This is a genomic window from Embleya hyalina, assembly GCF_003967355.1.
Lineage (GTDB): Bacteria > Actinomycetota > Actinomycetes > Streptomycetales > Streptomycetaceae > Embleya > Embleya hyalina.
In genome coordinates this window covers 24590-36613 of the sequence record NZ_BIFH01000066.1, presented here as the reverse complement: position 1 = coordinate 36613, position 12024 = coordinate 24590, and the positions used below count along the sequence as shown (strand labels likewise).

The following is a 12024-nucleotide window of genomic DNA, read 5'->3' as shown; positions in this document are numbered from 1 at the left end:
AGTAAGGGGCCCCACCCCGGTGGGGCCCCTTATTTTTTTATCCTGTTCTATTTATCGTGGCGACCCCTGCGTACAGGGGTTCACGGCCACTGTCGGGTGCGCCGACTTCGTTCGTCATACGGGACAATGGTGGTCGCGCCACAGGCGACTGCGTACCCGTACGACGATCACGAGGAGCAAATCCCATGTCCAATCCCCCCTCCGAGGGACGGCCGAGTCGTCGTCCCGGTGGATCGCAGTACTCGGGGGGCGGTGGCGGCGGTGATCGCCGGCCGTTCAACCGTGACGATCGTGGTGGCCGTCCGGCTTCCGGTGGTCGTGGCCAGGGCGGTCGGGACGATCGGGGCGGTTCGCGTTCTTCGTTCAACCGTGACGACCGTGGGGGCAACCGCGGTGCGGGCACGGGGCGTCCGCAGTCCGGTGGGCGGGACGATCGTGGTGGGTTCTCGCGTCCGTCGTTCAACCGGGACGACCGTTCCGGTGGTGGTTCGCGTCCGCCTTATCGGTCGGATCGGCCCGAGCGTTCGGATCGGCCTGCTCGGGACGACCGCGGTGGGTCGCGTCCGTCGTTCAATCGTGACGACCGTGGGTCCGGCCGGCCGTCGTATGGCAATCGTGACGATCGTGGTGGGTCGCGTCCCTCGTTCAATCGTGACGACCGTGGTGGGGACCGTCGTCCCCCGGCCGGGCGCGACGATCGGCCCGGGTTCCGTGAAGAGCGCGGCGGGGATCGTCGTCCGCCGTTCCGGTCGGACCGGCCCGAGCGTTCCGACCGGCCCGGACGTGATGACCGTGGTGGGTCGCGTCCGCCGTTCCGGTCGGATGCTCCGGAGCGGGATCGTGGGCAGTCGCGTACCTCGTACGGAGCCCGTGGCGACCACGCGATCGCCCGCCCGAACCGCGAGGACCGGTCGTCGTACGGCCGCGATGATCGTGGTGGCCGGCCGTCGTATGGCAATCGTGACGATCGTGGTGGGTCGCGTCCCTCGTTCAATCGTGACGACCGTGGCGGGGACCGTCGTCCCCCGGCCGGGCGCGACGATCGGCCCGGGTTCCGTGAAGAGCGCGGCGGGGACCGTCGTCCGCCGTTCAACCGCGACGACCGTGGCGGGGATCGTCGTCCGCCGTTCCGGTCGGACCGGCCCGAGCGTTCCGACCGGCCTGCCCGCGACGACCGTGGTGGGTCGCGTCCTTCCTACGGTCGGGACGACCGTGGGGGGCCCGGTGGGCGGTTGCCGTTCCGTTCGGATCGTGGGGACCGGCCTGCTCGGGACGATCGTGGTGGGTCGCGTCCGTCGTTCGAGCGTGACGACCGTGGGTCCGGCCGCCCGTCTTACGGCAACCGGGACGATCGTGGTGGGTCGCGTCCGCCGCAGCGGGCGGAGCGGCCTGCTCGGGACGAGCGCGAGTTCGGGGATCGTGACCACCGTGACGGCGCCAGCAGCCGGCCGACCTACAACGGTCGACCCGGTGCGCGGCAGCCGTTCCAGGAGCGTCGTCCGGCGCCGCGGCGGGACGACCGGGGTTCCGGGCGTCCGTCGAGCGGCGGTCGGGACGAACGTGGTGGAGACCGTCGTCCGCCGTTCAACCGCGACGACCGTGGCGGGGACCGTCGTCCGCCGTTCCGGTCGGACCGGCCCGAGCGTTCCGACCGGCCTGCCCGCGACGACCGTGGTGGGTCGCGTGCTCCCTTCCGTTCGGATCGGCCCGCCCGGGACGATCGTGGGGGCTCGCGTCCCTCGTTCGGTCGGGACGAGCGTGGTGGTCGGGCCTCCTACGGGGACCGGGACCGTGATCGTGGCGGTCGGTCGTCGTACGGGAACCGGGACGACCGCGGTGCGTCGCGTCCGTCGTACGACCGTCGGGACGAGCCGGGCTACGTGCCGGTCGAGCGCATGTTCATTCCGGACGACGTCCAGGCCGAGGAACTCGGTGCGGAGGCGCGTCAGGAACTGCGCGGGCTGCCCAAGACGCTCGCCGACGAGGTCGCGCGCAACCTGGTGATGATCGGCCGTACGGTCGACGAGGACCCCGAGCTGGCGTACAAGTACGCGAAGGTCGCGCTGCGGCTCGCGTCGCGTGTCGCCGCCGTGCGGGAGGCGGCCGGGATCGCGGCGTACATGGCCGGGGCTTACGCCGAGGCGCTGTCCGAACTGCGGGCGGCGCGGCGGATGACCGGGTCGAGCGAGCACTGGGCCGTGATGGCCGACTGCGAGCGTGGTCTGGGCCGTCCGGAGCGGGCGTTGCAGATGGCCGGGGCGGACGAGGTCAAGGAACTGGACAAGGCCGCGCAGATCGAGCTGCGGATCGTCGCGGCCGGTGCGCGCCGGGATCTGGACCAGCTCGACGCGGCCGTGGTCACCCTTCAGGTGCCGGAGCTGAACTCGGCGTCGACGAACCCGTGGGTGGCGCGACTGCGGTTCGCGTACGCCGACGCGTTGGCGGCCGTGGGTCGCGAAGACGAGGCGCGGGACTGGTTCGGGCGGGCCGCCGAGGCGGACGCGACGGGCGAGACCGGTGCGGCCGAGCGGGTCGCGGAGCTGGACGGGCTCGACTTCACCGATGCGCTCGACCCGGACGCGGAGGACGACGACCTCGACGAGGACGAGGTCGATGTCGACATCGAGGACTCGGCTGCGGAGGCGGTCGAGTTCGAGGGTGGCGCGGCCGAGGACGAGGCCGAGATCGACTCGGACGATGACGCCGACTCGGATGAGCGCGGCGACTCGGTCGTCGGTGACGTCAAGGACTGATCGAGCCTCGAAGAGGTGTGAAGGGAAGGGCCCGGCATTCGTGCCGGGCCCTTCCTGTGTTTCGGTGTCGTGGGCTACGCGGTCATTCGGTCAGGTCGAGGCTTCTGAGGACCAGGCCCGTGGCCGGCTTGGGGCCGAACGAGGTGGATTTTCTCGGCATGCGGATGTCCTGTTCGGCCAGGTCCCGGACCACTCGTTCGTCGGTGGGGCGCAGCAGGATCGCGGTGCCGCCGGTGTGATTGGCCTGGCGGACGGCGGCCGCGGCGTCGTGGACGTAGGTGATGTTGTCCCAGTTGTCCGGCACGTGCCACACCTGTTCGAGCAGGGCGGCGTGCAGGACCGTGGCGTCCAGGCTGCGCCAGGTGCGCGGGCGGTCGGCACGGATCGCCAGGTCGAGCAGGTCGGGGTCGGGGCCGGTGAGCAGGTGGAAGCGGCGGTCGCCGGCGAGCAGGAAGGCCGGGCCGGTGGCCTGGTCCAGGGCCCACAGGGCGGCGGGCAGCGTGCCGTCGAGGGGGCGGGCCAGGAACGCGCCGGCGCCCGCGTCGCCGTAGGTGGCCAGTTCGTTCAGCGCCTGTGCGGGGCGCAGCTTCGGCAGCACGCGGTGGATCGCGCCGACCCGCAGCGGGTGGCGGACGGTGTCCACGAGCAGCACGAGGCCGCGGTCCCAGGGGCCGTCGCCGCGGCCGTCCGCGTGCGCGCGGTCGCGCATCCGGGCGTAGGCCGCCCAGCGGTGGTGGCCGTCGGCGATCAGCGCCTTGCGGACCGCCAGGTCGTCGCGGATCCCGGCGAGCGCGTGTCGATCGGTCACCCCCCACAGCCGGTGCCGTATGCCGTCGGGTGTGCGCAGCCCGACGAGCGGTGGCTGGTGGGTGGTCTGTTCGACTATGTCCGAGGCGCGTCCGCCGCCCGTGTACACGAGCAGGATCGGCTCGGGGTTCGCCGACAACTCGGTCATGATCGCGGCGCGGTCGGCGACGGGGCCGGGCATCACGTCCTCGTGCGGCAGTACCGCGGAGTCGAGCGAGAGGGCGCCGATCAGACCCCGCTGGATCGAATTGTGGTCGCGCTGCTCGTAGACGTAGAGCGAGGGCAGCGGGTCGGGACGCAGCACCCCCTCGGCGAGCCAGGTGCGCAACGTGGTGCCGGCGTGTACCGCGCTGCGCGGCAGTACCAGGCGCACGATGTTGTGCGGGTCGGCGTCCTCCAGCGCGGGTACGCCGCCGGGCTCGACCACGTCGTACGGTGGCGAGGTCACCGACGCGACGTCCCCCACGCGGTCCGGGTCGTAGCGGAGCCCGCGGAAGGGGGCCAGATCGAGCCCGTTCGGCACTGCGTCATCCATGACCGAATGTTACGGGCCCGAGGGCGGGCAAGATCAGGACATCCGATGTCGCCGGCCTCCGGATCGTCGGACGTCCCGGTCGGGGACGTCGGTGCGGTGGACGGCGGGTGGTCGAGGTGCGGGAGGGCATCATGGCGATGGCTCAGGGAGCCGACGGGGTGAACGGTGCGCCCACTGGAGACGTGTACGACTGGTATCGGCGCGGGGTGCAGTTGCTCGCTTCGGGTAATCCGGCCGCCGCCGCGCTGTTGTTGGCGCGGGCGGCGGACGCGGCGCCGGAGTCGCGCAGCGTGCGGGAGGCGCTGGCGCGGGCCTGGTTCGATTCGGGCAGACACGATGAGGCGCTGCGGCATTTTCGGGCGGTGGCGGAGTCGGATCCGGCGGACGACTACGCCCAGTTCGGCTGGGGCCTGTCCGCGTCGCGGCTCGGCGACTTCGAGACCGCCGTGGAGCACCTGGCGCTCGCGGTGGCGATGCGGCCGGAGACCAAGCACTACCGGACGGCGCTGGTGCAGGCGCGGGCCACGTTGCGGGCGCGGGCGGGGGCATACGGGACGATCGGTGCGGACGGTGCGGACGGTGCGGACGGCCGGTCCGGGAGGTCCGGCGTGGCCGGTGGCTCCGGGAGGCCCGGCGGCTCCGGTCGGTCCGGTCGGGATGGTGACGAGACGAGTGACAGGAGTGGCGACGCGTGAGCGGGCATACCTCGGCGGTGGCGACGGGCGGTTCGGACGCGGGCGGGGACGGGGGTGGCCTGGCGCGGGCCTACGACGTGGCGCTGCTCGACCTCGACGGGGTCGTGTACACGGGTGCGCGGGCGGTGCCGCACGCGGTGGAGGTGTTGGCCGAGGCGCGCGAGCGGGGGATGGGGCTGGCGTTCGTCACCAACAACGCGTCGCGTACGCCCAAGGCGGTGGCCGAACATCTGGTCGAGCTGGGTGTCCCGGCGCAGCCGGAGGACGTGGTGACCTCGGCGCAGGCCGCCGCGCGGGTGGTCGCGGAGCGGGTGCCCGAGGGGGCGTCGGTGCTGGTGGTCGGCGGTGAGGGCCTGGAGGTGGCGCTTCGGGAGCGTGGACTGCGGCCGGTGCGGTCGGCGGGGGCGGATTCGGCTTCCGACTCGGCTTCGGGTTCCGGTGGTGACGGGCCCGCGGCGGTTGTGCAGGGGTTTGCCGCCGATGTGGGGTGGGCGGCGTTGGCGGAGGCGTCCTATGCCGTGGCGCGCGGGGTGTTCTGGGTGGCTTCGAACGCGGACCTGACCATTCCGACGGAGCGCGGGATCGCGCCCGGGAACGGGGCCCTGGTGGGGGTGGTGCGCGCGGCCACGGGGGTCGAGCCGGTGGTGGCGGGCAAGCCCGAGTTGCCGCTGCATCGGGAGACGATCCTGCGCACCGGGGCTCGTCGGCCGCTGGTGGTGGGCGATCGGCTCGACACGGACATCGAGGGCGCGCACAACGGCGGCGTGGACAGCCTGCTGGTGCTGACCGGGGTGACCACGCCCGAGGCGCTGTTGGCGGCCGGGGCGGGGCGGCGGCCGACGTTCGTCGCGGAGGACCTGCGGGCGCTCCTGGAGCCGGCGGTGACCGCGCGGCGGGACGGCGACGCGTGGGTGTGCGGCGGGTGGTCGGCGCGGGTGGCGGACGGGGCGTTGGCGGTCACGGGGGAGGGTGCGCGGATCGACGGGTTGCGGGCGGCGTGCGCGGCGGTGTGGGCCGAGGAAGCGGACGCGGCGGCTCGGGTCGACACCGGCGGGGTGGTGGAGCGGTTGGGGTGGTAGGGGGTCGATCCGGGCGCGACGGCGGGGCGCTGCGTGGTGTCGCGGGGGGCAGCCCGGGTCAGATCAGCTTGCGCAGTACCAGCAGGTCCTTGAAGGACGCCTCCAGCTTGACCCGGCCCTTGGCCCACGCGGAGGCGAAGTTGAGGGTGCCGGCCACCAGCGCGACCAGGTCGTCGCCGGTCATGGCCAGTCGGATCTGCGCCTTCTCGGTGCGCGGCTCGGTGTCGATGTCGTGCAGGGCGCCGTCGCGCAGGCGTCCGGAGAAGGTGACGTCGAGGTCGGTGACGTGGCAGCTGAGGCTGCGGTCGAGTTGGGCGGCCTTGCGGGTGTCGCCCTCCGCTCGGCCCATCTTGGCGGACAGTTCCTCGAGGGCCGTGCGGCACTCTTCGACGGTGGCCATGCGGGGACATTCCTTCCGTGGGATCCGGTTGGCGACCGTACCCCACCCGGGGGTGGTCGATGTCCGTGGTGGTCGTGCGGTCGGCGGTGCGGCGTGGTTCGGGTTCGCCTCGTTCGTGTCGGCGGCATGTCGTTGCTTCCGTTCGCGCGCCGGTCGAGAGGGTAGCGTCGGGGGCAGACCGATCATCGCCGTTCGTATCGCCGCGCAGGCACCGATACGGCGGCCGGAGCAGGAAGGCGGGCGCCGGTTCATGCGAGACGTCGTGCGCAGTTACCTTCAGATCGCCAGTGGCTTGACCGAGATGACCAGGCAGCGGGTCACCGAGGTGGCCAAGGTCCTCGTCGAGCGCAGCGGCCTCGACCTGGAGCAGGTTCCGGAACAGGCCCAGGCGCTGCCGCACTTCGTGCAGCAGGTCGCCGAGGAGTTGTACGAGACCGGCAAGGCGAACCGGGATCTGCTCGTGGGGATCGTGCGCGGCGAGGTGGACAAGGCGCTGACCCGTACGAGGCCGTGGACCAAGGACCTGGCCAAGGCCGAGGAGGAGATCGCCCGGTTGAAGAGCCGGGTGACGGATCTGGAGCACCGGTTGGCGCGGGCGTCCACGCCTCGGGCGGCGCGGCCGGCGGGTGCGCCGGGCGCGGGCGGTGAGGCGGGGCGTTCGGCGGGGTCGAGCGGTTCGCCCGCGACGCCGGTCGCGACTCCGCCGGCCGGCCCGTCCGTCGCCACTCCGCCGGGGTCCGGCAAGTCGGTCGCGAAGAAGGCGGCGGCGAAGAAGAACGTCGCGGACAAGCCCGCGGCGGACGGCGGTTCGGCGTCGCCGGCCGCTCCGCGCAAGCCGGCGCGCAAGACGAACGGGACGGCCGCCTCGAAGCGGACGGCGCCGGCCGAGAAGGCGATCCGCAAGCCGACCGAGCCGGCGGCCGACGCGGACGGGCAGTCGTGAGCGAGGCCCCGGCGGCGGACGGCGCGGAGCGGGCGGTCGCCGAGGACGTCGCGACCGGGGCGGGCGTCGTCGAACCGCCGCCCCCCACGGGCGACCCGCACGTGGACGCGGTGCTGGCCACCCTGAGCCGTGTGGGTGACCTGCCCACCGAGGCGCACGGGCCGGTGTACGAGGATGTACACCGGGGATTGCGGGACACTCTCGCGGATTTGGATCGTTAGGGCGGGTCCGTGCTCTCCCGTCGGGCTCCGCGACGTCCGGCACCGCGTCCCGCCGCGCCGGCGAACCATCCGATCGGAGCATCGAACGGGTGCTTCGCCGGTGCGCCGGGGCACGGCACCGGGCCTCGCGGAGGCCGGCGGGCGACCCACCCGCGCCGGCGCGAGAGTGGCGGTTCTCGTCGACGACTTCGGCACAACCAAGGAACGGCAGGCACGACCGGTGGCACGACGCAGGCTCGACGCCGAGCTGGTGCGCAGGGGACTCGCTCGCTCCCGGGACCACGCGAGCGAACTGATCGCGGCCGGGCGGGTGACGGTGGGCGGCCAGGCCGCGACCAAGGCCGCCACACAGGTCGACGCGGGCGCGGCCGTGGTGGTCGCCGCCGACGCGGGCGATCCGGACTACGTATCGCGCGGCGGGCACAAGCTCGCGGGCGCGCTCGCCGCGTTCACCCCGCTCGGGCTGACCGTGGAGGGGCGGCGCTGTATCGACGCGGGCGCCTCGACCGGCGGCTTCACGGACGTGCTGCTGCGCGCGGGGGCGGCGCACGTGGTCGCGGTGGACGTGGGGTACGGGCAGCTCGCGTGGGCGCTGCGCAACGACGACCGGGTGACCGTGCGGGACCGGACCAACGTGCGCGAGTTGACGCCGGATCAGGTGGGGCCGGCGGCCGAGGTGGTGGTGGGTGACCTTTCCTTCATCTCGCTCGGGCTGGTGCTGCCGGCGCTGGTGCGCTGTTCGGCGCCGGAGGCGGACCTGGTGATGATGGTCAAGCCGCAGTTCGAGGTGGGGCGCGAGCGGTTGGGCGCCGGTGGTGTGGTGCGCGATCCGGCGTTGCGGGCCGAGGCGGTGCGGATCGTCGCGGAGCAGGCCGCGAAGTCGGGCCTGGGGGTGCTCGGGGTGACCGCGTCGCCGCTGCCGGGGCCGTCGGGCAACGTCGAGTACTTCCTGTGGATGCGGGCCGGCGCGCCCAAGCTGGATCCGGCGGACGTCGATCGGGCGGTCGCCGAGGGGCCGCGGTGAAGGGCGTGCGCGATAGCGTCGCGGCGTACGGGTCGGGTTCGGCCCGGGGTTGTGTGGACGGCGGCGCGGCGCACGGATCGGGTTCGGCCCGCGGGTCGGGTCCGGTCGGGGGCCGCGCCGAGGGTGGTACGGCGTACGGACGCGGCCGCGCCGACGACGGTATGGCGTACGGATATGGCTGCGGTCGACGCGATGCGGACGAGGGGATACGGGGATGAGCGATCGCACGATACTGGTGGTCACGCACACCGGCCGTCCCGCGGCGTTGCGCAGCGCGCGACTGGTGGTGGAGCGGCTGATCGCGGCGGGCCTGGGTGTGCGGGTGCTGGAGCCGGAGGCGGACGATCTGGCCCTGCCGGGCGCGGTCGTGGTGTCCGTGGAGCCGGACGCGGCCAAGGGCTGCGAGCTGGCCATCGTGCTCGGCGGCGACGGCACGCTGCTGCGCGGCGCGGAGCTGGTGCGCGAGGCGGCGGTGCCGATGCTCGGGGTGAACCTGGGCCGGGTCGGGTTCCTGGCGGAGGCCGAGCGCGAGGACCTGAACGACGTGGTCGAGCGTGTGGTGGCGCGGGACTACGACGTCGAGGAGCGTATGACGCTCGACGTGGTGGTGCGGGTCAACGGCGAGATCGTGCATACGAACTGGGCGTTGAACGAGGCCGCGATCGAGAAGGCCTCCCGCGAGCGCATGCTGGAGCTGGTCGCCGAGGTGGACGGCCGGCCGCTGTCGCGCTGGGGCTGCGACGGGGTGGTGTGCGCGACGCCGACGGGGTCTACGGCGTACGCGTTCTCCGGTGGCGGACCGATCGTGTGGCCGGAGGTGGAGGCGCTGATCATGGTGCCGATCAGCGCGCACGCGCTGTTCGCGCGGCCGGTGGTGGTTTCGCCGAACTCGGTGCTGGCGCTGGAGTTGGCGGCGGAGACTCCGCCCGGTGCGCTGTGGTGCGACGGGCGGCGGACCGTACAGCTGCCCGCGGGCGCGCGCGTGGAGGTGCGGCGGGGGACCCAGCCGGTGCGGCTGGCGCGGCTGCATCGGGCGCCGTTCACGGATCGGTTGGTGGCCAAGTTCGCGTTGCCGGTGAAGGGGTGGCGCGGGCGGCGGTGAGGCGTTCGGGCGGGGCGGGTGCGGCTTGGCTCGCGCGGCGGGTGGGGCTTGATCCGCGGGGTGGGTGAGCCCGGGTCGACGGGGGCGGGTCGCTGCGCTCGCGGGGCCGGGTGGCCGTGCTTGCTGGACTCGGTGGGTGGGCGCGGGGGCGCGGGCGCGGGACCGCGTGTGCGAGGGCGGCCGGTGGTGTTTGCGGGGCGGGGTGGCTGCGCTCTGCGGGGTCGCGGGCCGGCGTTTGTGGGCTGGTCCGGTTGTGCTCGCGGGGCTTGGCGGTCGCGCGTGCGCGGGGCGGGTGGCCGCGTTGGCGAGGCCGGCGGGCCGTTCGCGCGCGGGGGCGCGGGTGCTGCGCTCGCGGGGCCGGCCTTGTGCTCCAGCGGGGCCGGCCTTGTGCTCTCGCGGGGCTTTCCGGTCGCGCCCGTGGAGGCGGGGTGGTTGCGGCTGTGGGGGGTGTGTCGGGGTGTCTGACACACGCCGTTGAACTGCTTTCTTCGCGTGGAGTCCCCGCGACCTCGTAGTGTCGTCCCCGTGCTCGAAGAGATGCGGATACAGGGTCTGGGTGTCATCGAAGACGCCGTAGTCGAGCTCGCGCCGGGCTTCACCGTGGTCACGGGCGAGACCGGCGCCGGCAAGACGATGGTGGTCACCGGGCTCGGCTTGCTGTTCGGTGGGCGAGCCGATGCCGGGCTGGTGCGCAACGGGACGGGGAAGGCTCTGGTCGAGGGCCGGCTCGGAGTGCCGGCGGATTCGCCCGCCGGGCGACGGGCGGCCGAGGCGGGTGCCGAGGTCGACGACGGCGAGCTGCTGCTGGCCCGGACGGTCTCGGCCGAGGGGCGCTCGCGCGCACACGTCGGCGGGCGGTCCGCGCCGATCGGGTTGCTGACCGATCTGGCCGACGACCTGATCGCGGTACACGGGCAGACCGACCAGCAGCGGCTGTTGCGGCCCGCCCGGCAGCGCGCCGCGCTGGACCGGTACGCCGGGGAGGCGGTGTCGGTGCCGCTGAAGGCGTACGGCGCGGTCTACCGGCGGCTGCGCGAGGTGAGCGCGGAGCTCGACGAGATCACCACACGGGCGCGCGAGCGGGCGCAGGAGGCGGACCTGCTGCGGTTCGGGCTGACCGAGATCGAACAGGTGGTGCCGCAGCCGGGCGAGGACGCCGAACTGGCCGCGGAGACGCTGCGGCTGGGACACGCGGACGCGCTGCGTACGGCCGCGACCACGGCGCACGAGGCGTTGCTGGGCGATCCGGAGACCGGTTCGGACGCGGTGGACGCCTCGACCCTGCTCGGTGCGGCGCATCGGGCGGTGGAGGCGGTGCGGGCGCACGATCCGGCGCTGGCGGCGCTCGCCGATCGGCTGGGCGAGGTCGGGTATCTGGTGGCGGACGTGGCCACCGAGCTGGCGTCGTACGCGGCCGGGGTGGACGCGGACCCGGTGCGGTTGGCGGCGGCGGAGGAGCGGCGGGCGGCGCTGGCGGGGCTGACCCGCAAGTACGGCGAGTCGATCGACGAGGTACTGGCCTGGGCGGAGCGTTCGGCCGCGCGGTTGGCCGAGTTGGACGGCGACGACGACCGCACCGAGGAGCTGACCGCCGAACGCGACGCGCTGCGGGGCGAGTTGACGGCGCTCGCGAGCGAGGTCTCGGCGGCTCGGCACGCGGCGGCGGAGAAGTTCGCGGCGGCGGTGACCGGGGAGTTGACGGCGCTGGCGATGCCGTACGCGCGGGTCGGCGTGGCGATCGACGGGGTGGACGACGCGGAGGGGCTGGCGGTCGGGGATCGGGTGCTGGCGTATGGGCCGACCGGCGTGGACGAGGTCGAGCTGCAGCTGTCCCCGCACCCGGGCGCGCCGCCGCGGCCGTTGGCCAAGGGTGCCTCCGGCGGTGAGCTGTCGCGCGTGATGCTCGCGGTCGAGGTGGTGTTCGCGGGGGCCGATCCGGTTCCGACGTTCGTCTTCGACGAGGTCGACCAGGGCGTCGGCGGCAAGGCCGCGGTCGAGGTGGGGCGCCGGCTGGCCCGCTTGGCGCGCGTCGCGCAGGTGATCGTGGTGACGCACCTGCCTCAGGTGGCCGCCTTCGCCGACCGCCACCTGGTGGTCGAGAAGTCCAGCGACGGCACGGTCACCCGCTCCGGCGTGGTCACCCTCGACGACGCGGCAAGGGTCCGGGAGCTGTCCCGCATGCTGGCGGGCCTGGAGGACTCGGAACTGGGCCGCGCACACGCGGAGGAACTACTGGCCACGGCGGCCGGAGCGAAGCGGGAGGCCACGTCGCCGTGAGGGGGGTGGGGTCGTTGGCCCGGGTGGTGAGTGTGTTCCCACCCGGCCCACCCGTGCCGCCGGTCTCGAAGCCTGCGGTTTAGAGGCATCGGGCGGGACTGATCGGGCCTGGTGGCCATGGTGGCCGCGTCGGGTGTGACCCGGGCCGTGGTGGGCCCCGTGCGCCCGGGGGCGCACGGGGGAGCCTC

The 12024-nt window shown here is 73.8% G+C and carries 10 protein-coding genes; 8 read left to right on the top strand and 2 right to left on the bottom strand.

Translation table 11 applies throughout. The features are described 5' to 3' along the window. Positions 1-1895: 1895 nt before the first annotated feature. Positions 1896-2753: a hypothetical protein gene (locus EMA17_RS50675; protein WP_126643995.1), complete on the top strand. Its 858-nt coding sequence runs from the start codon at positions 1896-1898 to the stop codon at positions 2751-2753. A gap of 82 nt (positions 2754-2835) precedes the next feature. On the opposite strand, the gene EMA17_RS50670 is transcribed toward EMA17_RS50675, so the two are convergent. Beyond that, positions 2836-4095: a DUF1015 family protein gene (locus EMA17_RS50670; RefSeq protein WP_126643994.1), complete on the bottom strand. Its 1260-nt coding sequence runs from the start codon at positions 4093-4095 to the stop codon at positions 2836-2838. A gap of 131 nt (positions 4096-4226) precedes the next feature. On the opposite strand from EMA17_RS50670, the gene EMA17_RS50665 reads away from it, so the two are divergent. Then, positions 4227-4790, top strand: coding sequence for a tetratricopeptide repeat protein (locus EMA17_RS50665; RefSeq protein ID WP_246127486.1), 564 nt, complete (start codon positions 4227-4229; stop codon positions 4788-4790). A gap of 59 nt (positions 4791-4849) precedes the next feature. Further along, positions 4850-5869 (top strand): HAD-IIA family hydrolase, encoded by a 1020-nt coding sequence (locus EMA17_RS50660; protein ID WP_126644001.1) that lies wholly within the window; start codon positions 4850-4852, stop codon positions 5867-5869. A gap of 58 nt (positions 5870-5927) precedes the next feature. Here the strand turns inward: EMA17_RS50660 and EMA17_RS50655 are convergent, their stop codons facing one another. Beyond that, positions 5928-6269, bottom strand: a complete 342-nt coding sequence (locus tag EMA17_RS50655; protein WP_126643993.1) for an alkyl sulfatase C-terminal domain-containing protein — start codon at positions 6267-6269, stop codon at positions 5928-5930. A gap of 250 nt (positions 6270-6519) precedes the next feature. Between EMA17_RS50655 and EMA17_RS50650 the strand changes: the two genes are divergently transcribed. The 5 genes from EMA17_RS50650 (at position 6520) to recN (ending at position 11836) form a co-directional block, all read left to right on the top strand. Further along, complete coding sequence (locus tag EMA17_RS50650) at positions 6520-7212, top strand: histone (RefSeq protein WP_126643992.1); 693 nt, start codon at positions 6520-6522, stop codon at positions 7210-7212. Beyond that, positions 7209-7433 carry a hypothetical protein gene (locus EMA17_RS50645; protein WP_126643991.1) on the top strand — a complete coding sequence of 75 codons (225 nt, stop codon included), beginning with the start codon at positions 7209-7211 and terminating at the stop codon, positions 7431-7433. Before EMA17_RS50650 ends, EMA17_RS50645 begins: the two co-directional genes overlap by 4 nt. Positions 7434-7653: 220 nt before the next feature. Next, entirely contained in the window at positions 7654-8457 is an 804-nt protein-coding gene (locus EMA17_RS50640) for a TlyA family RNA methyltransferase (protein ID WP_126643990.1), read from the top strand. Between the two features lie 214 nt (positions 8458-8671). Next, the gene (locus tag EMA17_RS50635; RefSeq protein ID WP_126643989.1) at positions 8672-9559 is read left to right on the top strand and encodes an NAD kinase; all 888 of its coding nucleotides are present in this window, start codon (positions 8672-8674) and stop codon (positions 9557-9559) included. Between the two features lie 537 nt (positions 9560-10096). Next, positions 10097-11836 carry a DNA repair protein RecN gene (gene recN, locus EMA17_RS50630; protein WP_126644000.1) on the top strand — a complete coding sequence of 580 codons (1740 nt, stop codon included), beginning with the start codon at positions 10097-10099 and terminating at the stop codon, positions 11834-11836. Positions 11837-12024 lie beyond the last annotated feature (188 nt).